General features: G+C 71.6%; 15 protein-coding genes. 7 read left to right on the top strand and 8 right to left on the bottom strand.

Features of this window, described 5'->3' with window-relative positions; genetic code table 11:
• Positions 1 to 49 precede the first annotated feature (49 nt).
• On the bottom strand, positions 50 to 1,015 hold the full coding sequence (locus WME90_RS19770) for a formylglycine-generating enzyme family protein (RefSeq protein ID WP_437282716.1): 966 nt from the start codon (positions 1,013 to 1,015) through the stop codon (positions 50 to 52).
• Positions 1,016 to 1,249: 234 nt separating this feature from the next.
• On the opposite strand from WME90_RS19770, the gene WME90_RS19765 reads away from it, so the two are divergent.
• From WME90_RS19765 to fxsT, 3 genes are all read left to right on the top strand, one after another.
• On the top strand, positions 1,250 to 2,749 hold the full coding sequence (locus WME90_RS19765; RefSeq protein ID WP_437282715.1) for an SIR2 family protein: 1,500 nt from the start codon (positions 1,250 to 1,252) through the stop codon (positions 2,747 to 2,749).
• A 26-nt stretch (positions 2,750 to 2,775) separates the two neighbouring features.
• A complete protein-coding gene (locus WME90_RS19760) occupies positions 2,776 to 3,852 on the top strand; it encodes an ATP/GTP-binding protein (RefSeq protein WP_437282714.1) in 1,077 nt (358 codons plus the stop codon).
• 146 nt (positions 3,853 to 3,998) lie between these two features.
• A complete protein-coding gene (gene fxsT / locus WME90_RS19755; protein WP_437282713.1) occupies positions 3,999 to 6,869 on the top strand; it encodes an FxSxx-COOH system tetratricopeptide repeat protein in 2,871 nt (956 codons plus the stop codon).
• Positions 6,870 to 7,025: 156 nt separating this feature from the next.
• Here fxsT and WME90_RS19750 read toward each other — a convergent pair whose 3' ends face one another.
• The 4 genes from WME90_RS19750 to WME90_RS19735 all read right to left on the bottom strand — a co-directional run bounded on the left by WME90_RS19750 (position 7,026) and on the right by WME90_RS19735 (position 11,955).
• Positions 7,026 to 8,327: a pyruvate dehydrogenase complex dihydrolipoamide acetyltransferase gene (locus WME90_RS19750; RefSeq protein WP_437282712.1), complete on the bottom strand. Its 1,302-nt coding sequence runs from the start codon at positions 8,325 to 8,327 to the stop codon at positions 7,026 to 7,028.
• Positions 8,328 to 8,366: 39 nt separating this feature from the next.
• Positions 8,367 to 9,350 carry a pyruvate dehydrogenase complex E1 component subunit beta gene (locus tag WME90_RS19745; protein ID WP_437282711.1) on the bottom strand — a complete coding sequence of 328 codons (984 nt, stop codon included), beginning with the start codon at positions 9,348 to 9,350 and terminating at the stop codon, positions 8,367 to 8,369.
• A complete protein-coding gene (gene pdhA / locus WME90_RS19740) occupies positions 9,347 to 10,324 on the bottom strand; it encodes a pyruvate dehydrogenase (acetyl-transferring) E1 component subunit alpha (RefSeq protein ID WP_272099573.1) in 978 nt (325 codons plus the stop codon). The genes WME90_RS19745 and pdhA overlap by 4 nt, the downstream gene beginning before the upstream one ends.
• Positions 10,325 to 10,524: 200 nt before the next feature.
• Positions 10,525 to 11,955: a protein kinase domain-containing protein gene (locus WME90_RS19735; RefSeq protein WP_437282710.1), complete on the bottom strand. Its 1,431-nt coding sequence runs from the start codon at positions 11,953 to 11,955 to the stop codon at positions 10,525 to 10,527.
• Between the two features lie 179 nt (positions 11,956 to 12,134).
• Between WME90_RS19735 and WME90_RS19730 the strand changes: the two genes are divergently transcribed.
• A complete protein-coding gene (locus WME90_RS19730) occupies positions 12,135 to 13,190 on the top strand; it encodes a hypothetical protein (RefSeq protein ID WP_437282709.1) in 1,056 nt (351 codons plus the stop codon).
• A 27-nt stretch (positions 13,191 to 13,217) separates the two neighbouring features.
• Here WME90_RS19730 and WME90_RS19725 read toward each other — a convergent pair whose 3' ends face one another.
• The gene (locus WME90_RS19725; RefSeq protein ID WP_437282708.1) at positions 13,218 to 13,790 is read right to left on the bottom strand and encodes a hypothetical protein; all 573 of its coding nucleotides are present in this window, start codon (positions 13,788 to 13,790) and stop codon (positions 13,218 to 13,220) included.
• A gap of 155 nt (positions 13,791 to 13,945) precedes the next feature.
• On the opposite strand from WME90_RS19725, the gene WME90_RS19720 reads away from it, so the two are divergent.
• Together WME90_RS19720 and WME90_RS19715 are read left to right on the top strand one after the other, a co-directional pair.
• Entirely contained in the window at positions 13,946 to 15,058 is a 1,113-nt protein-coding gene (locus tag WME90_RS19720; protein WP_437282707.1) for a M48 family metalloprotease, read from the top strand.
• Positions 15,059 to 15,174: 116 nt separating this feature from the next.
• Positions 15,175 to 15,504, top strand: coding sequence for an FKBP-type peptidyl-prolyl cis-trans isomerase (locus WME90_RS19715; protein WP_437282706.1), 330 nt, complete (start codon positions 15,175 to 15,177; stop codon positions 15,502 to 15,504).
• 102 nt (positions 15,505 to 15,606) lie between these two features.
• On the opposite strand, the gene WME90_RS19710 is transcribed toward WME90_RS19715, so the two are convergent.
• Together WME90_RS19710 and WME90_RS19705 are read right to left on the bottom strand one after the other, a co-directional pair.
• On the bottom strand, positions 15,607 to 16,869 hold the full coding sequence (locus WME90_RS19710) for a Stp1/IreP family PP2C-type Ser/Thr phosphatase (RefSeq protein WP_437282705.1): 1,263 nt from the start codon (positions 16,867 to 16,869) through the stop codon (positions 15,607 to 15,609).
• Between the two features lie 53 nt (positions 16,870 to 16,922).
• Positions 16,923 to 17,750: a hypothetical protein gene (locus WME90_RS19705; RefSeq protein WP_437282704.1), complete on the bottom strand. Its 828-nt coding sequence runs from the start codon at positions 17,748 to 17,750 to the stop codon at positions 16,923 to 16,925.
• 125 nt (positions 17,751 to 17,875) lie between these two features.
• Between WME90_RS19705 and WME90_RS19700 the strand changes: the two genes are divergently transcribed.
• Complete coding sequence (locus tag WME90_RS19700; protein WP_437282703.1) at positions 17,876 to 19,339, top strand: sigma 54-interacting transcriptional regulator; 1,464 nt, start codon at positions 17,876 to 17,878, stop codon at positions 19,337 to 19,339.
• Positions 19,340 to 19,513: the final 174 nt, after the last annotated feature.

Genomic DNA, 19,513 nt, shown 5'->3' with positions numbered 1-19,513 from the left:
CATCGCGCGGCTCGGCTCGGGCCTCGCGCGGCGGACGAGCCGCCTCGGCTCAAGCGTCGCGCGCGCAGCGGAAGCCGCGCCACGCGCGGCGGCTGACCGGCGAGTCGTGGCCCCGCGCGGCGCCGCGCAGCCAGGGCCGCCCCAGGACGTAGCTGCCGCCCCGCAGCACGCGCTCCTCCCCCATGTCGGGCCCCCGCGGGTTCTTCGCGCTGCCGCTTGGATACTCGGGATGGTAGTAATCGGCGACCCACTCCTCGACGTTGCCGGCGAGGTCGTCGATGCCGTCGGGGGTCCGCCCGGCCACGAGCGAGCCGACGGGCGCGAGCTCGAGGAAGCCGTCGCCGTCGTCGAGCTCGTCGAACGACAGCCTGCCGTGGTTCGCGTGGAAGGGGTTGTACACATGGCCCCACGGGTAGCGGCGCCCAGCGACGCCGCGCGCCGCCCGCTCCCATTCGGCCTCCGTGGGGAGGCGACCTCCGGCCCAGGCGCAGTAGCGCTGCGCGTCGCTCCAGGAGACGAGCACCACCGGAACCTCGGGCCGATCGAACCGCTGCCCGCCGGAGGCATAGGGGGGCTCGGTGCAGACGCCGGCCGAGACGCACCGACGGTAGCTCGCGACGGTGACCTCCGTTCGGTCGATCCAGAAATCCGACAGGTACACCTCGTGCGGCACGAGCTCGTTCGCGAAGCCCGCCTCGGTCTCGTCGACGCACAGCTCACCGGCCGGCTCGAGCTTGCAGAGCGTCACCGCGTGCGCGATCTCGGCCTCGCTCGAGCCCATCATGAAGCTCCCCGCGCGCACGAGGACGGCGGCCGGGCCGGGCGCGCGCAGCGCGACGACGCTCGCGGGCGAGCGCGCGCGCTCGCCCCCGGCGCCCGCCGAGAGCGCGGCGTCCGTGTGCGCAGGGAGGCGCGGGGCGCGGCGCGCGCGGGGGGGTGGAGCTGCCACGCCGGCCAGGGAGACGGCGACGATCGAGGCCAGCGTGGCCAGCGTGAAGAGAGCCGCCGGACGCATGTCGGAGACGTAGCATGCTCCAGCCTCGCGGACTGTTTCCGCCTGTTCCGGCTTCGCCCGAGGCGGCGTCGGTCGTCTGGGACGTCGCGTCTGGGACGTCGTGATCCGCGATCGCAGCGGGTCGCCTGGTCGAGCGCCTGACCTCGCGTCGCGCGGCGAGCTCCGCGAGGAGGAGCGCGCGACGCGCCGCAAAAGTGCGCCGGGCGGCGAGGAGCGATAGACTCGAGGGGCTCGATGTCAACCCTTATGGACAACGGGAACACGGTGAGCGCGGAGGTCGACGCCGCGGTGATCGAAGAGCTGCATGAGGCGCTCGAGAGCGGTGAGCTCGTGCTCTTCGTGGGGGGAGGCATCTCGGCCGCGGCCGGGCTGCCCACGTGGCGCCAGCTCGTCGACCTGCTCGTCGAGAGGGTACGCGAGCAGGCCGGCGACGAGGTCGCGATCGCCGAGGTCGCGGCGCTCGCGCGATCGCAGCGCTACAGCGAGGCGCTTGGCGCGGCCGAGCAAGCGCTCGGCGCAGCCGAGTTCAACGCGTTCGTCGAGGATGCCCTCGACGACGAGGGGCTCGAGCCGCCGCGGATCGCGATCGCGATCGCGGCGCTGCGAGACAAGCTGCGCGCCGTGCTCACCACGAACCTCAACCACCTGCTCGAGCGCGCCTTCGGCTTCGAGTGGGACACCATGTGGCAGGTCACCGATGAGGTCGCGTGGCGGCGGCGGTTCATCCTCAAGCTGCACGGCACCCTGAAGGAGCCGTACAGCTGGGTGTTCGCGCGCGAGCGCTTCCACGCGTCGATCGCGGCGCCCGACGTGCGCAAGTCGCTCACGGCGGTGCTCTCGAAGTGCCCCGTGCTCTTCATCGGCTTCGGGCGCGCCGACAGCAACTTCGACGAGATGCTGTCGGACATCCACGCGCTCTCGGGCAGCTCTCCGCCGCCCCGCTTCGTCATCGCCCCGGGCGCGAGCCTGACGCCGCACCGCCGTGAGGCGCTCTCGGAGATGGGGTTCCAGCTCCTGCCCTACGACACCGCCGACGGCAGCCACGACAGGGTGCTCGCGATCCTCGATCGCATGTGCGCGCCCCGCCCGCGCGCGGTGACGTCGCACGCTCGCTCGATCCTCCCGCCCCCGATCCCCGATCTGGAGCTCCCGCCCGCCTCGTCGCCCCTCGGCCCGTCGTACGACCTCCGCCCCGACTCGGCTGCGTACGACGACGCGGTCGCGATGCCGGGCGTGTTCGAAGCGTCGCGGCGCGAGCGCGCATCGGAGCCTCCGGCGAGCCCGATCGAGGTGTTCTTCTCGTACTCGGAGAGCAACCGCGAGCTGCGCGACAAGCTCGAGACGCACCTCGCGATCCTCAAGCGCAAGGGCGTCATCCGCGGCTGGCACGACGGCGAGGTCGGCGCGGGCGAGGAGCGCGAGAGGATGCTCGCCGAGCACCTCGAGACCGCGAAGGTCATTCTCCTGCTCATCAGCGCGGACTTCCTCGCGTCGGACTTCTGCTACGACGTCGAGATGCAGAAGGCGATCGAGCGCCACAACCGGGGTGAGGCGCGCGTCATCCCCGTCATCCTCGACGCCTGCGACTGGGAAGGCGCGCCGTTCGGCAAGCTGTCCAGCCTGCCGCGCGGTGGGCGCCCGGTGACGAGCTGGGTCAACCAGAGCGAGGCGTTCACCGACATCGCCAAGGGCATCCGAAAGCAGGTCGAGCAGCTCACCCAAAACCCCCCGTAAGCTCACCGACCCCCGGCACCCAGCCGGTGAGCCATTCAGAGGTGCCACCACCGCCCGGGATCTGGAGCATCCCCGCGTCGACCAGCCGGAACCTGGCTGCGCGCGAAGATCTGCTCGCCGAGATCGGCGCCACGCTCGCCAAGCGCGGCGTCGCGCCGCTCTGCGGGCTCGGCGGCACAGGCAAGACCAAGCTCGCGATCGAGTACGCGTACCGCAACGCCAGCGCCTACGACACGGTCTTCCTGATCGACGGTCAGAGCCCGGCGACGATCGACTCCTCCTTCGTCACGCTCGCCGCGGAGATGCGCCTGCCCGAGCACGAACAGCCCGATCCGGCTCGCGTTGTCGCGGCGGTGCGCAGCAAGCTCGGGCGTCGCGGACGCTGGCTCCTCCTCTTCGACGGCGTGCGCGATCCGAGCGAGGTCGAGCCCTACGTTCCGAGCGTCTCCCACGGCGGCCACATCCTCACGACGTCGCAGAACCCGATCTGGCGCGGTCTCACGACGGTGAACGTCCGCGGCATCGAGCGCGCCGAGTCGGTGCGCTTCCTGCTCCGGCGCACGGGCGAGACCGACGCGGAGTCGGCCGACGCCCTCGCGGAGGAGCTCGGCGACCTGCCGCTCGCCCTGGCGCAGGCTGGCGCTTACATCGAGGAGACCGGGCGCCCGCTCGCGGAGTACCTCGCCCTGTTCCGCCAGCGGCCCGCCGCGCTCCTGGAGCGCCCCGTCAACTTCCCGGTCACGGTCGCGACCGCCTGGGAGAGCGCGCTGGCGGCCGTGTTCAGCCACCAGGCTGCGGCGGAGCTCCTCAGCCTGTGCTCGTTCCTCCCGATGGACGCGATCCCTCGGCGGGCGCTGAGCGAATACGATCCGCTCGCGCTCGACGACGCCATCGCGGTGCTGCGGCTGCACTCGCTGCTCGAGGTGCGGCCGCACGCGCTCAGCGTCCACCGCCTCGTGAAGATCGTCGTCCGCAACCAGCTGCGGCGGGACGATCGGCGGCGCTGGATGGAAGCGGCGCGCCGCATCGTCCAGGCTTCCGGCCAGGACTCCCTGAGCACAGAAGAGGATCGCGAAGGCAGGACGGAGCCGGAGTCGGGGTAAGCCAAGCCCCCGCGAGACGATGGAGGTTCGACCCGCATGTATCCGCCGAGAGCGTCAACTAGCGTCTCTTCCTGGGTCTTTCCCGACCGCGTATTCTCGTTGCGCGTCAGGTCCGTGGTGAGACTTTAAGGCCCGCGAGAGGAACTATGGTTGCCTTGGCGACGAGCCCCGCCGATGTGTTCTTCTCCTACTCTCCAAGGGACGAAGACCTGCGGCCCAAGATCGAGACCCACCTCGACGCGCTCAAACGGCAGGGGGTCATCCGGAACTACCAGGGTTTCGTGCTCGGCGGAGGGAGGGAGCGGAGAGAGGCGACCGCGGCGAGGCTGCGCGAGGCGCGGGTCGTGCTGCTGCTCGTGAGCGCGGACTTCCTCTCCGCCGACGCGTGGCTCTCTCCGGAGCTCCGGGAGGCGATCGCTCGACACGAGGCGGGCGAGTGCCGGGTCATCCCCGTCATCTTGCGGCCCTGCGCCTGGGAGAAGACGGCGCTCGGCAAGCTGCAGCCGCTGCCGAGCCGCGCGCGGCCCGTGACGAGCTACCCCAACCAGAGCGAGGCGTTCACCGAGATCGCAAAGGGGATCCGGAGCGCCGTCCGCGAGACGGAGCCGCCGACGCAGCGGCCGGCCGCGCGGCGACCGGCGAGCTCGCCCGATCTGGAGCCGCACATCAAGAAGCTGCCGCCGCGCAACCCGGGCTTCACCGGGCGCGACCAGCTCCTGAGCGAGCTGCGGAGCGCGCTCACGGCGGGTGGGCCCGCGACATCCACGCAGGCCATCAGCGGGCTCGGCGGCGTCGGTAAGACGCAGCTCGTCGCCGAGTACGCGCACCGGTACGCGAGCCAGTACAACGTCGTCTGGTGGGTCCGCGCCGAGGAGCCGGCCACGGCGGCCGAAGACTTCGCTCGCCTCGCCGCGGCGCTCGACCTGCCCGAGCAGTACGAGGCCGACCAGCGGATCGCGATCGAAGCGGCCAGGTCGTGGCTGTCGCGCAACGACAGGTGGCTCCTCATCTTCGACAACGTGAACGACCCGAGGGACGTCGCCCCGTACCTCCCGCACCCGCGGACCGGGCACACCTTGATCACCTCGCGCAACCCGAGCTTCCGCGGCATCGCCGCGCCGCTCACCGTGCCGGCGCTGGATCGCGCCGACTCGGTGAAGTTCCTGCTCGATCGGACCGGGCAGAGCGACGAGCGCGCCGCGGAGAAGCTCGCCGAGACGCTGGGCGATCTCCCCCTCGCGCTGGTGCAGGCGGCGGCGACCATCAAGGAGACGGGATCGTCGATCGCGACCTACCACGCCGCCTTCGGCGACCATCACCGCGGGCTCCTGCTCCGCGGCGTGCCGATGGACTACCCGACGCCGATCGCCACCACGTGGGGCCTCGCGTTCCAGGAGGCGCAGCGCTTCTCACCCGTCGCCGTCGACCTCCTGAGCCTGTGCGCGTACCTGGCGCCCGACGACATCCCGCGCGAGGGCCTCGCGGACGCCGCTCCGCACCTCCCGGCGGCGCTCGCGGAGGCGCTGAGCGACCCGCTGATGCTCGACGAGGCCGTGGCCGCGCTCCGCCGCTACTCGTTCATCGACGTGCACGAGGGCGCGCTCTCGGTGCACCGGCTCGTCCAGGCGGTGGTCCGCGATCGGCTCTCGCCCGAGGACCGGCGGGTGTGGGCCGAGGCGGCGGTCCGGCTCGTCGACCACGCGTTCCCCGAGAGCAGCGACGACGTGGAGACGTGGCCCTTCTGCGCCCGCTGGCTGCCGCACGCGCTCTCTGCCGCGGGCCACGCCGAGGCGCACGACGTCGCGAAGGACGTGCGCGGGCGGCTCCTCGCCCGGTTCGCCGTCTACCTGCAGGGGCGCGCCGCGTTCGCGGAGGCGAAGGGGTACCTGGAGCGGGCCCTCGCGCTCCACGAGGCGGTGTTCGGCCACGACGAGCCGAAGGTCGCGGCCGTGCTGCGCAGCCTCGGCAGCGTACTCCACGATCTCGGCGATCTCGGGGGCGCGCGGGCGCACCTCGAGCGCGCGCTGGCGATCGACATCGCGAGCTTCGGCCCCGATCACCCGGACGTCGCGCGCGACGTGAACGACCTCGGCAGCGTGCTCATGGATCAGGGCGATCTGCCCGGCGCCCGCAAGCACCTGGAGCGCGCGCTCGCCATCGACGAGGCGACGTACGGCCCCGATGACCCGAGCGTCGCGATACGGCTCAACAACCTGGGCGCGCTCTTCCGCGATCTCGGCGACTTCGCCGGGGCGCGCGTTCACCTCGAGCGGGCGCTGGCGATCGACATCCGCGCCTACGGACCCGACCACCCCACGGTCGCGATCGGGCGCACAAACCTCGGTCGGCTGCTCCACGATCTCGGCGACCTCAAGGGAGCGCGCGAGCAGTTCGAGGAGGCGCTCAAGATCGATGAGCACAGCTACGGCCTCTACCACCCGCGCTTCGCGCTCGCGCTGAACAACCGCGGCCGCGTGCTGCGCGATCTCGGAGACCTGGCCGGGGCGCGCGCCGACTTCGAGCGCGCGCTCGCGATCGTCGAGGACACCTACGGGCCGGATCACCCGGACGTCGCGCGGGACATCAACAACCTCGGCAGCGTGCTGCGCGACCTCGGCGATCTCGAGGGGGCGCGCGCGAACTTCGCGCGCGTGCTGAAGATCGCCGAGGCGACTTACGGTCCGGACCACCCGGCGGTGGCGATCGGCTGCAACAACCTCGGCAGCGTGCTGCAAGCGCTCGGCGAGCTGCCCGGGGCGCGCGAGCAGCTGGAGCGCGCGCTCGGCATCGCGCAGGCCACCTACGGTCCGGATCACCCGGTCGTGGCGAGCATCGTGAACAACCTCGGGCGCGTCTTGCAGGCGCTCGGCGACCTGTCGGGCGCGTGGCAGCAGATCGAGCGCGCCGTGGCGATCGCCACGAAGGCGCTCGGGCCGTCGCACCCCTCCGTGCAGATCTTCGCGCGGAACCTGGCGCGCCTCGGCGACGCCCTCGGAGGCGGCGCCGAGGCCACCTGAACGTCACGCGGCCGACGCGCGCCGCGGCTGGCAATGGCGAGGCCGTCGCGCGCTGCCGTTGACGAGACCGTCGCGCGCCACGCACGTGGACGCCAAGGCGAAAGCTGCCCGGCGTCCACTGCGTCTTGGCTGTTGCTTCAGCTTGGGTGTGGGGAGCTAGCCGAGGAGGATCTGCGTCGGGTGCTCCAGGAGCTGCCGGAGGACCTTGAGGAAGGTCGCGCCGACCGCGCCGTCGACGACCCGGTGATCGCAGGAGAGCGTCATGCTCAGGCGGCGGCCCGGCACGATCTGCTCTCCGCGCACCACGGGCTCGCGGCGGACCTGGCCCACGGCGAGGATCGCGCCCTCGGGCGGGTTGATGACCGCGCCGAAGTTGTCGATCCCGTACATGCCGAGGTTCGAGATCGAGAACGTGCCGTTCGCCATCTCCTCGGGCCGCAGCTTCTTCGCCTTGGCCCGCGCGGCGAGCTCGCGCACCTCGGCCGCGATATCGAGCACCGGCTTGCGATCGACGTCGCGCACCACCGGCGTGACGAGGCCCTCGGGGACGGCGACCGCCACCGAGATGTCGACGCGCTGGTGAACGAGGATCGCGTCCGCGGTGAACTGCGCGTTGCACTCCGGGACGCGTACGAGCGCGACGGCGCACGCCTTGACGAGGAGATCGTTGAAGCTGACCTTGGCCGGCTTGTCCCCCTCGGCGGCGGTCGCCGCGAGATCCGCGTTGATCTGCTCGCGCAGCGCGTTCAGCGGATCGGCGTCGACGTCGATCGAGAGGTAGAAGTGCGGGACCGTCTGCTTGGACTCGGTGAGGCGCCGGGCGATCGCCTTGCGCATCATGCTGAGCGGCCGCACCTCCGGCGCAGCGAGCTCGCCGGGCGCGGTCGCCTTGGCCGCCCCGGCGGCCGGCGCCGGCTTCAGCCCCTCGAGGTCGCGCGCGACGATCCGCCCGCGCGGACCGCTGCCTGCGACGCTGCTCAGGTCGAGCCCTCGCTCTCGGCCGAGCTTCCGCACGTAGGGCGACGCCTTCACGCGCCCGTTCGACGACGGCTGCGGCGCCGCCGGCTGCGTGGGCGGCGAGATCGCCTCGCCGCGCGCCGCGGGCGGCGGGCTCGTCGCGGGCGCCTCCGCGGCGCGCTCCGCCTTCGGCTGAGCCTCCGCCGCGCTCGGCTTGGGCGCGGGCGCGCCGCCCCCCCCGGCGAGGGCGCTTACGTCCTCGCCTGGGGCGCCGATGATCGCGACAGGCTGGCCGAGCTGCACCACGCTGCCCGCAGGCACGAGGATCTTGAGCAACGTCCCTCGATCGAAGGACTTGTACTCCATGGTCGCCTTGTCGGTCTCGACCTCTGCGAGCAGATCGTCGATGTCGATCGCGTCGCCTTCCTTCTTGTGCCAGGCGCTGATCTGCCCCTCCTCCATGGTCGGGGACAGCTTCGGAAGTTCCAGAACCTTCGCCATGGGTCTATCAACCTTGATCGGGGAGTTGGGTCCGCTCAGTCAGCTTTTGTAGAGAACGCGGTGAACATTTTCGATGATCCGCGACGCCTGCGGGATCACGTACTGCTCCAGCCGCGCGTTGTAGGGCATCGGGACGTCGAGCGTCGTCGCGCGTAGCACCGGCGCGTCCAGGTCGTCGAACGCGAGCCGCTGGATGCGATCGGCGATCTCCGCGCCGACGCCGCCGTACGGCCAGCCCTCGTGCGCCACGACCGCGCGGTGCGTCTTGGTGACGCTCTGCACGATCGTCTCCTCGTCGAGCGGGCGCAGCGAGCGCAGGTCGACGATCTCCGCGCTGATGCCCTCCTTCTCGAGCTCCGCGGCGGCCTCGAGCGCGACGTGGACCATCCGGCTCCACGCGATGATCGAGACGTCGGACCCCTCGCGGACGATCGAGGCGACCCCGAGCGGCACGGTGAAATCGGGGTCGTCGGGCACCTCGCCCTTCACGCCGTAGAGCGTCTCGCTCTCCATGAAGAGCACCGGGTTGTCGTCCCGGATCGCCGACTTCAGGAGCCCCTTCGCGTCCGCAGGCATCGCCGGCGCGAGGACCTTGAGGCCGGGGACGTGCGCGTAGAAGTGCTCCATCGCGTGCGAGTGCTGCGAGCCGACCTGCTTCGCCGAGCCGTTCGGCGCGCGCAGCACGAGCGGGATGCTGAGCTGCCCGCCGGACATCTGCCGCAGCTTCGCCGCGTTGTTGAGGATCTGGTCGAACGCCACGGCGGAGAAGTTCCACGTCATGTACTCGACGATCGGCCGGAGCCCGACCATCGCGGCGCCGATCGAGATGCCGGTGAACCCGCTCTCGGTGATCGGCGCGTCGATGACGCGCCTGCTCCCGAACTTGTCGAGCATCCCCTCGGTCACCTTGTAGGCGCCCTGGTAGTGCCCGACCTCCTCGCCGACGAGGTACACACGCTCGTCGCGCTCCATTTCCTCGACCATGGCGGCGCGAACCGCCTCACGGAATCTTAGGACGGTCATCGCGCAAAAGGTCCTGCATAGGTTGTGGGCTCGAGCACCTCGGGCCCAGGTTCGGGGCTCTCCTCGGCGAAGCGGATCGCGTCGGTGATCTCGTCTTCGACCTCTTTCTCGATCGCCTCGAGGGCGGCCTTGTGGCCCTTCTCCTCGAGCTCGACGCGCGAGCGAAGGAGGACGTCCTTCTTCTTGCGCTCCTCGAGCTCCTCCTTCGTCCGGTACTTGCCGGGATCGCTCATCGAGTGGCCGCGGAAGCGGTACGTCCTGATCTCGACCAGCGTCGGCTCCGAGTTCGTGCGCGCCCGCGCGACGGCCTCGGCCAGGCGGTCGCGCACCTGGAGGACGTGCTCGGAGTTGAAGCGATCGCGCTCCATCCCGTAGGCGAGCGCCTTCAGCGAGACGTCCTCGACCGAGAGCGTCCGGGAGAGCGGCGTCCCCATCGCGTACTCGTTGTTCTCGCAGACGAACACGATCGGCAGCTTCCACAGCGCCGCGAGCGACATCCCTTCGTGAAAGTCGCCGATGCTCACCGCGCCCTCGCCGAAGAACACCATCGAGACCCGGTCCTCGCCGCGGTACTTCGACGCGAACGCGGTCCCGACGGCGATGGGGATGTGCCCGCCGACGATGCCGTAGCCGCCGAGCATGTTGTGCTCTTTGTCGAAGAAGTGCATCGAGCCGCCGAGCCCCTTCGAGCACCCGGTGACCTTGCCGTAGAGCTCGGCCATCGCGGCGCGCGGGCTCATCCCGCGAGCGAGCGCGAGGCCGTGATCGCGGTAGGTCGTCATCACGTAGTCGTCGGGGCGAAGCGCAGCGGAAGCACCGACCGCGATGGGCTCCTGACCGATGTACAGGTGAAGGAACCCACCGATCTTGCTCTGCGCGTACGCGCGGGCCGCTTCCTCTTCGAAGCGGCGTATCTGAAACATCTTTCGATAGAGCGACAGATGGAGATCGTCGCCGTTTGTCAGGGTAGTCATCGCGGAGATCTCAAGGGGCAGAACAGCAATCGAGACAGTCGCCAGCGCGGCGGTCGGCGTGATTTCAGGGCGGCTCGCCGGGGCCTTTGATGGACCCGGCGCGCCGCTTGACGTCGGCCGTTCAGGGCAGCGGCGTTGCTTACCCGGGGTCCTTTACGGGAGTTTTTCCCGCGTGACAACGCATCCGCGATGTCAGCCGTTCAACGCGCAGCAGCATCGGCCACACCGGCGTCCTGCGCGCCCGGCTCGGTGGTCTCGGGCACGCCGAAGTCGTCGGTCTCCGGTGTCCCGGCGTCCGCGGCTTGCTCGTCCTCGGGGAGCGCGGTCGATGTGGGCGAGCTCGGGGCGCTGCCCGCCGGGGTCGCGCTGGGCTCCGCGGCGCTGGGCTCTGCGTTGACCGTCGCGCGCGTCGCGGGCGACCCGGTGTCGGTGGCGTCGTGCTTCGGGCGCGCAGGCCGCGTCGACGGCGCGGCGCGCGGCCGCGCCACCGTGGCTGCGGACGACGCGACGGGCGCTGCGCCGACGGCGGGCTCGTCGGCGGGCGCGTCTGCAGATCGCAGCGCCGTGTGGGCGAGCAGCGCGGCCGTGGCCACGACCACGACGGCGCCCACGACGATCTGCCCCGCCTTCCGCTCGCGGGGAGGGAAGTCGTTGTCGATCGGATGCGCGCGCGTCGCGTCCGGCTCGGTGGACAGCGTCGGCGTCGCCGTGACGGGGGTGTCCAGCATCCGCCTCGGCATCTGGCTGGACGCGGCCCACTCGAGGCTGCCGGCGAACGCGGCGCCGAACTCGTCGCAGCTCGCGTACCTGTCCTCGGGTCGCTTCGACAGGCCGCGCGCGAGCACCTGATCGAGCGACGGCGGAAGGCCGAGCTCCCTCGCGATCGGGAGCGGATCGTCGCTCGCGATCTTCGACGCGACCGTGACCGCGTCGTCGCCGGGGAACGCGCGGCTCCCGGAGATCGCCTCGTACATGACGGCGGCGAGCGAGAACTGATCGCTCTCGGGTGAGAACTTCCCGACGCGGAACGTCTCCGGCGCGCTGTACGCGGGCGTCCCCATGAGCCCGCCCTGGTGCGTCAGCGTCGAGTCCGGGATCCGCGCGATGCCGAAGTCGGCGATCTTGCCGCCGTTCGTGGAGAGGATGATGTTCTCCGGCTTGATGTCGCGGTGGACGATGCCCGCGCGGTGCGCGATCGTGAGGGCCTCGCCGAGCTCGCGCGCGAGGCGCGCCGCCTGCGCCGCCGAGAGCGGCCGCTCGAGGAGGTGCTGCTTCAGCGTCGGCCCCTCGACGTACTCGAAGACGAGGTAGAGCCCGAAGTCCGGGTCCTCGCCGACGTCGTGGAGCGTCACGAGGTTCGGGTGCGTCACGCGGGCGGCGGCGCGCGCTTCGTGGCGCATCCTCACGATGAGCTGCTCGCGGACGTCGCGCGGGATGCGGAGGTCGTCGCGCAGATGCTTCAGCGCCACGTCGCGATCGAGCAGCGGATCGTGCGCGAGCAGCACGCGCCCCATCGCGCCCTCGCCGAGGAGGCGCTGCACGTGGTAGCGGCCGAGGGCGGCGGGCAGCACGGAGCTGTCGCCCGGCTGTGCGAGCGCGCCGCCGCCATCGGAGGACGAGGATCGAGGCACGTCGCGTCGGTTCTATCCGTCCGGCGGCCCCGGCGGAAGGCCTGGCCTGCGTCCCGCTTCCGGTTATGCTCTGCGGCACCGTGCCCGGGGTCCATGAGCGGCGCTCGCGGCTCTGCGGAGGCGGTTTCCGCAGGGCCGTTCCGGCGTGCGGCATCCCAGAGAGGGCGCAGCGAGCAGAGATGAGCACCGAGAGCGCGTCGAAGCCGGTCCAGGTCGCCGGAGCGACAAAGAAGCGAGGCAAGGCCAAGTACATCGTGCTCCTTGGCCTCGTGCTCATCGTCGTCCTCGCCCAGCAGACGGGGCTCCTCGGCTTTGGCGTGGCGCACCTCCGCGCCGCCACGTTCCCGAGAGACGAGTCGCTGCTGGAGTACGTCCAAGGCAGCGTTCCTGGGGTGGTGATCGTCGACCCTCACCAGATCGACCTGAAGGCGCTCGGCGCGGAGGGGGGCTCGGTGCGGCAGCACATCGAGCGCACCCGCGACGACATCAAGAAGGCGACCGGCATCGATCTCGGGTTCGACGTCGACAAGCTGGTCGTCGCCCCGTCGCTCGTGGTCGCGCGCGGGCGTTTCAACGAGCAGAAGCTCGCGGAGCGCCTGGCGACGCACAACTACGTCCAGGCAGAGTACAAAGGCGTGAGGTACCTGCTCCGCGCCGGCGAGGACGCGATCGCCGTGCGCGACGGGTCGATCCTGCTGTATGGCGCCGAGCCGGAGATCCGCGCGAGCATCGACGCCGAGGAGGCCGGGACGTCGCTCGCGAGCCGGGACGAGGCGACGTCGCGCCTCGCCCACATCGGCTGGGATCGCCCCCTCCTGGGCGTCGCGCTGCTCTCCGAGAGCAAGCCGAGCCTCCGCGCCATCCTCACCGGCTCCACCGGCCCGCGCGCCGTCACCGTCGGCGTCTCGCTGAAGGGCGGGCTCTCGGCGACCGTCGCGATCGACGCCGCGTCGGCCGAGGCGGCCGAGGAGCTCCGGAAGCTCCTCGAGGAGAAGCGCGCGAACGTCGACGCGCTGAAGGCGCTCGCCGGCCCGGAGCCCGGGGCAGCGCTCGCCGAGATCGCGAAGCGCGCGACGCTCGCGGTGGAGCCGGCCTCCGGTCGGCTGACGGTGCAGGTGGACGTCCACCCCGAGGAGATCGAGCCGCTCGCGAAGGCCGGCCAGGCGGCGGCGGGCTCGCTCGGGGAGATGTACAAAAATGTGCGGTTGCTTCAGCTCCTCGCGCCGGGTCCCTGACGCCGTCGTCTGAGAGGAAGACGCGCTCTAGAGCTCGGCGCAGCGCGGGCACTGCGCCTCGACCCGATCGGTCGCGCTCTTGACCCGCGTGCGCGCGGCGTCGCACCGCTGGTCCGCATCGCCGGCGAGGCCGCAGAGGTGCTGCGCGGCGCGGCTCATCGACGCGAGCGCGCGGCACGCGGTCTCGCACGGAGGCGCGGACGCCGTCTCGGCTTCCATCTTCTTGGCAGGCCGCTCGCTGCCGGCGGCCGTCGGCCGCGGTGCCTGCGCGACGCGGCCGTCGGACACGTCCGGAGCTTTCGGTGAAGCCGCTGGCGCAGGTGCTGCCGGCGGCGCCGCCTCCGCCACGGCTCGGCCCTCGTCGCGCCGTGCGGGCGCGCCGAGGGCCTGATTGAGCTCGTCCTCCGCGCGCCCGAGCTCCGCGAGCGCATCATCGGCCGTCTCGATGGAGCTCCCCTCGTTCGACGCCGCGGAGGCCGCGCCGGCCGGCTCCGGGGACGCGGGGGCGTGCGCGACGGCGGCGCCGCCGCAGCCAGAGAGCGCGGCGGCGCTGATGAACAGGGGGGCGGCTGCAGCAGACCAGGCACGGTGTCGGTTCATCGGTCCTCCTGCGCCTGACGCCCGGCGCACGGCTTTCGGCTCATCGCGGCGCCGCGCGGTCGTTGCGCACCGCGCGCCGCGGTCGTTGCGCGCCGCGCGCCGAGGTCGTGCGCGCGGCGCGGTTGACCCGCTCGCCGTGCGCTATGCTCGCGGCGATGAATCTGCTTCGACCGATCGGCGCCCTCGTTCTGGCTCTCGGACTGGTCGCAGGCTGTCAGCGGGGCAGCTCGCGCCGGCCTCCGGCTCAGCCATCGTACGGCCAGGCCTATCCTCCGTATGGCGCGCCCCAGCAGGGAGCTCCTCAACAGCCCGGGTACCCGCAGCAGCCCGGGTACCCGCAGCAGCCCGGGTACCCGCAGCAGCCCGGCTATCCGCCGGCGCAGACCGGGCCTGTGCCCGCGCCTACGTTCAACGTTCCCACGCTGCCGGGGCTGCCGGTGCTCGGTGATCCCATCAACGACATCAACATCGGCTGGCTCCAGTCGGAGGCCGGCGTCGTCATGGGCGCGTTGATCGGCGCGCTGCCGTCGGCCGCGCAGCAGAAGGTGAGGGGCATCCCGTTCATCGCCGACCCGACGGTGGGCGAGGTGAACGCGTTTGCCGGCTGCGACGACCAGCGGATGCCGTTCATGGCGATCACCGACGGGCTGCTCGAGGTCCAGGCGCAGATCGCGCAGTTCAAGGCGACCGACGAGATCTTCGGGACGAAGAAGCTCGACGAGTTCCTGCGGATGCTCGCGCAGCAGCAGCGGCCTGGGCAGCCGATCGTCCGCCCGCCGATGGGCTTCGTCGATCCGGCGCAGCACACGGACGCGCGCAAGGTCCAGCGGCAGCGCCAGCTCTACGACGAGCAGCTCGCGTTCGTGCTCGGCCACGAGCTCGGCCACCATCACCTCGGACACACGGGTTGCGCGAACGGGCAGGGGGGGAGCCGGGGCGTCACGCCCGCGGATCTCGGGCGCTTGCTGTCGCGCACGCTCCCCCTCTTCAACCAGCCGAACGAGATCGCGGCGGACGTCGCGGGCGTGAACAACCTGCTCTCCGCTGGAGCGCGGCAGCAGGGCTACCGCTGGACCGAAGGCGGCGCGATGCTCACGCTCGGCTTCTTCGCGTCGCTCGATCAGCTCACGCCCGCCACGATCCTGTTCGCCTTCGAGCAGACGCACCCGCACCCGCTGCTGCGGCAACCTGTCGTCCAGCAGACCGCCAACACCTGGCGGATGACCGGGGGCGCGCCCGTGTTCACGTTCCCCGGGTTCGGCGGCTGAGCCTCGATTTCCCGAGAGCCTTTGTGCTCGCGGGCGCTCGTCCGGAGGGCTCGCCTGCTGCTTCGGCTTGACGCGACCGCGCCGCGCTCCTCCCATCGCGCCGAAAGGAGTCGACCATGCAAGCAGGGCTCGAGATCGAGGACCTCAAGGAAGGCACAGGCGCAGAGGCGAAGCACGGCCAGCTCGTGACGGTGCACTATGTCGGCACGCTGACCGACGGCAGCAAGTTCGACAGCTCGCGCGACCGCGGCCAGGGCTTCTCGTTCAAGCTGGGGGCCGGGCAGGTGATCAAGGGATGGGATCAGGGCGTCGCCGGCATGAAGATCGGCGGCCTCCGCAAGCTGACGATCCCGCCGGAGCTCGGCTACGGCGCTCGCGGCTTCCCGCCCGTGATCCCGCCGAACTCGACCCTCGTCTTCGAGGTCGAGCTGCTCGCGGTCAAGTGACGTGCCGCGTCGCCCCTCCGGCGCCGGCCGCTGAGCGCGATCAGCGCGCGGGCGGCGCCGGCGGGGGCGTCGCGCATCGCGCGTTGCCCCCCGGCGCGCTGCTCACGGCTTGATGGGAGCGCCGCACTCGACGCAGAACCGGTTGCCGATGAAGAGCTCGTGCTTGCAGTGCGCGCACCGCGCGACCCGCACCTCGGTCTGGCGCTTCGCGGGCCTCGACGGTGGAGCTTCCTTCACGGGGGGCCGCGCCGCCGTCGTGACCGCGGCGTAGCGGCCGGAGCCGGCGGCCGCCCGGGAGCGCCGATCCGTGAACGAAGCGGCGGCGGCGCGCGACACCGCGCCTGGCGCGCCGTGGGCCTGGCTCCGCAAGCTGCTGTCCCCGATCGCGTGGATTTGCTGCCCCGCGATGCGCTCGCCGCCCGACGAGGCGGCGGCGTCCAGATCGATCTCCTCGACCGGGAGCTGCGCCTCGTGGACCGCCGCGGGCGGCACCGTCTCGCCGAACTCGTCGACGTGGAGGGGCCGGGTGTCGTCGAGCTCGATGCTGTCCGGCTGCCGCTCGTCGTGTACCTCGGGCTGGATGCGGATGATCAACGCCGAGATGTTGTCGGTGCCGCCCGCCTCGTTGGCCATCTCGATGAGGAGCTCGCAGGCCTCGTGCGGATCCTGCGTGATGTCGAACACATCGAGCATCTGCTGCTCCGAGATCATCCCGCTCAACCCGTCCGAGCAGAGCAGGAAAACGTCGCCGGGCTGGGTGTGCTCCGAGCGGATGTCGACCTTCACGGCGTCCTTCATGCCGAGCGCGCGCGTGATGATGTTCTTCGGGAGCCTCGCCAGCTCGTCCTGGCTCAGGTCGGGCTTGAGCGCGAGGGCGTCGTTGATGAGCGAGTGGTCCTTCGTCAGCTGCTCGATCTCGCCGTGCCGGATCCGGTAGCAGCGGCTGTCGCCGACGTGTCCGACGTGGATCTGCGCGGTCTCGCACGACACGTAGGCGGCGACCACCGTCGAGCCCATGCCCTGGTGCTGGGTGTATGTGTTCGAGATGACGAACACATCGTGGTTCGCCTTGCGGATCGCCGCGACGATGCGCCGTGCTTCCGGATCGAGCTCCTGCTCGTCGGCCGGGATGGGACCTGGCAGGCTGCCGGCGCGGGTCGCCTCGAAGAAGTTGTCGAGCGATTTTGTCGCGAGCGCGCTGGCGACGTTGCCCGCGTTGTGCCCGCCCATGCCGTCGGCCACCACGAAGAGGCCGAGCTCGGACTTCACGAGGACGTTGTCCTCGTTGTGCTTTCGCTGGCGGCCTACGTCGGTCACGGCAGCCGCGACGGGTCGGGTGCGGCTGCTCGTCCTGAACTCGCCCATTCGCGGCAGATTATACCTGGCCCCCGCTCAGGACCGCCCACATTCCGGCTGCTTTACCGGCGGGCCGCTCGCTGGGAGCCGGCCGCCTGAGCGGTGATCCTCGGCGATGTACCGGCCGAGGCGGCGGGTGTACGCGTACCCCGAGGTAGGGGATCCAGCGCGAGGCGCACACCGAACTGGAAGAATCCGTAGGCCGTGGGATCGGAGCCCTCGCCTGGGCGCGAGAGGTAGGTGCCGGCGTCGAGCTCTGCGAACACGCCGACGCCGAGGGTCGACACCGGGTAGAAGTCGCCGCCCAGCGCGACGCGGGCGAAATCGAGCCCGTGGAACACATGATCGGTCCCTGTGGGGCCGGCGGCGGGGGCCTCCGACCATGTAAAGGCCGCTCGCCGGTATCCCACGCCGTAGCTGACCCAGGGGTCGAACGCGAGCCCCTGGGCGACGTGGTAGACGAACCCCAGGCCCAGGTCGAGGCTTCGGCCGGAGCAGTCGCTGCACCCTGACGCTGCCGAGAGCAGGGTGTACGAGCCGCTTGCTTCCAGTACGGTCACACGGCTCAAGCCGATGCCGAGGTTGGCGCCGAAGGCGAGCCCGCCCGAGACCTTGTCGCTGACCGGCTGACCGGCGGCCATGCCGCCGAAGGGGTAGCTGTACCCGGCCCGCCCCTGGAGCAGGAAGTGTCCGGTCCGCTCGTCAGGCCCGGCGGGGCGCTTCACGCCGGCTTCCGGTCCGGCCTCCTCTTCAACGTCGGCTGCGGCTTCCTCGGCTGCGGCCGTACCTGGATCTGCGGGCTGGGCGAGGGCCTGGTTGGCCGGGAGCACCCATGCCGCTGCCGCCACGCCGAGGGCCGGCGCGGTCCACCTTGTCGAGCGCGATCTCACGAACGGCCTCTAGAACAGCGCGCTCCCGAGCGCAAAGGGGGCGGCGTGTCGACGAGCAGGAATGTCACCCGGGCGGCGCGGACGACGCAACTGCGCCTCGCGCGCCGACGAGAGACCTCCTGGACATGGACAACGCACCGACCCGCTGCGACCTCGACAGCCGTTCCAGGCTCCTGACCTCTGCTCACGGCGATCCGGCGCCACCCGCGGGGTCGGTCACGCCGCCCGCCGCGCCGGCCACTCCGCTCGCGGCTCTTCCGGGAGAGCTCGTCGGATCGCCCGGCGATCGGTCGGGCCCTGGCGCCCGTGCCGGCGAGGCGCTCTCGACCCGGGACATCACGCTCGAGCTCGCGGACGATCGCGACGTGCTCGCCACCGTCTGGCTCCGCTGCGAGCACGGCAGCGGAGGCGCTCCAGCGCGCTTCGCCGTCGCGCCCGGGGCAGAGCTCATCCTTGGCAGCGCTCCGGATGCGGACATCCAGCTCGACGACGCCACGGTGAGCGCCCGGCACTGCCGCGTCGCGCACCGCGGCGCCTCGATCGAGGTGACGGACCTCGGCTCTCGCAACGGCGTTCGCGTCGGCGGCGTCCGCGTGCAGCAGGCGATGCTCGTTCCTGGCGGGTGCTTCGAGATCGGCCGCACGGCGATGTACGTCGAGGCGGCGCGGAGAGTGCCGGTGATCGAGGAGGATGGGCCGCCGCTCCCGGGGCTCATCGGCCGCTCGCGGCCCATGCGGCAGCTCGCCGCGACGGTGCGGCGGGTCGCGCCGCTCCACCTCCCCGTGCTGCTGCGCGGCGAGTCGGGTACGGGCAAGGACGTCGTGGCCCGGGCGATCCACGCGGAGAGCACCCGGGCCGACCGGCCGTTCGTCGTCCTGAACGCCGCGACGATCCTGCGCGAGCTCGCCGAGTCCGAGCTGTTCGGCCACCGTCGGGGCGCGTTCACCGGCGCGGTTCGGGAGCGTCAGGGGGCGTTCGTCGAGGCCAACCATGGGACGCTCTTCCTCGACGAGATCGCGGCGCTCTCGCTGGAGGTCCAGGCGAAGCTGCTGCGCGTGGTGGAGGAGGGGATGGTCCGTCCGCTGGGCGCGGAGAGGGCGACGCAGGTCAACGTGCGGCTCGTCGTCGCCACCTGCGAGCCCCTGGAGACCCTCGTCAGCGAGCGTCGCTTCCGCGCGGATCTCTACGAGCGCCTCGCGGTGTGCCGTATCCAGCTCCCCGCGCTGCGGGATCGGCCCGACGACATCCCGCTCCTGGCCGAGCACCTCCTGGCGAGCTCCGAGATCGGCCGGCGCCAGCTGTCCCCCGGGGCGCTCGCCGCGCTGAGGGCGCACCGCTGGCAAGGCAACGTCCGGGAGCTCCGGAACGTGCTCATTCAAGCCGCGCTGCGCGCGCACGGCGGTGTGCTGCCCGAGCACATCACGGCGGTCCTCGCCGATCGCGAGCCCCCGGTCCGCCGGAAGATCACGCCCGCCGATGCGCTCCGCGCCTTCGAGGAGGTGGGCGGCAACGTCAGCGCCGCGGCGCGGCTCGCGGATGTCCCGCGGTCGACGATGCGGGATCTGCTGCGCGTTGCGAAGGAGAGGTGAGGGCGGCGCTGGGGCGCTTTCCGGGGAGCACGCGCCGAGGGGAGGGTCTGCGCGGCGGCCGCGGGGGGGCGCTCGCCATCCGCCGAGGCGGGGACGGGGGAGCTCGCGCATGAAACACCACCCGGCATGTCTCCCTTCGGGCCATGCCACCTGGGACGTTTCGTCGCGCGCCAC

The sequence above is a fragment of the Sorangium sp. So ce375 genome (assembly GCF_051473855.1).
Classification (GTDB): Bacteria; Myxococcota_A; Polyangia; order Polyangiales; family Polyangiaceae; genus Sorangium.
Note: the sequence above shows the minus strand (reverse complement) of the source record. Positions and strands in the feature narration are given on the sequence as shown.

Excerpts from the sequence above, each read along its gene's own strand:
- WME90_RS19715 (WP_437282706.1), top strand. The coding sequence starts at position 15,175 with ATGCAAGCAGGGCTCGAGATCGAGGACCTCAAGGAAGGCACAGGCGCA.
- WME90_RS19710 (WP_437282705.1), bottom strand. The coding sequence starts at position 16,869 with ATGGGCGAGTTCAGGACGAGCAGCCGCACCCGACCCGTCGCGGCTGCC.
- WME90_RS19730 (WP_437282709.1), top strand. The coding sequence starts at position 12,135 with ATGAGCACCGAGAGCGCGTCGAAGCCGGTCCAGGTCGCCGGAGCGACA.
- WME90_RS19750 (WP_437282712.1), bottom strand. The coding sequence starts at position 8,327 with ATGGCGAAGGTTCTGGAACTTCCGAAGCTGTCCCCGACCATGGAGGAG.
- pdhA (WP_272099573.1), bottom strand. The coding sequence starts at position 10,324 with ATGACTACCCTGACAAACGGCGACGATCTCCATCTGTCGCTCTATCGA.
- WME90_RS19745 (WP_437282711.1), bottom strand. The coding sequence starts at position 9,350 with ATGACCGTCCTAAGATTCCGTGAGGCGGTTCGCGCCGCCATGGTCGAG.
- fxsT (WP_437282713.1), top strand. The coding sequence starts at position 3,999 with ATGGTTGCCTTGGCGACGAGCCCCGCCGATGTGTTCTTCTCCTACTCT.
- WME90_RS19725 (WP_437282708.1), bottom strand. The coding sequence starts at position 13,790 with ATGAACCGACACCGTGCCTGGTCTGCTGCAGCCGCCCCCCTGTTCATC.
- WME90_RS19720 (WP_437282707.1), top strand. The coding sequence starts at position 13,946 with ATGAATCTGCTTCGACCGATCGGCGCCCTCGTTCTGGCTCTCGGACTG.
- WME90_RS19700 (WP_437282703.1), top strand. The coding sequence starts at position 17,876 with ATGGACAACGCACCGACCCGCTGCGACCTCGACAGCCGTTCCAGGCTC.
- WME90_RS19765 (WP_437282715.1), top strand. The coding sequence starts at position 1,250 with ATGTCAACCCTTATGGACAACGGGAACACGGTGAGCGCGGAGGTCGAC.
- WME90_RS19770 (WP_437282716.1), bottom strand. The coding sequence starts at position 1,015 with ATGCGTCCGGCGGCTCTCTTCACGCTGGCCACGCTGGCCTCGATCGTC.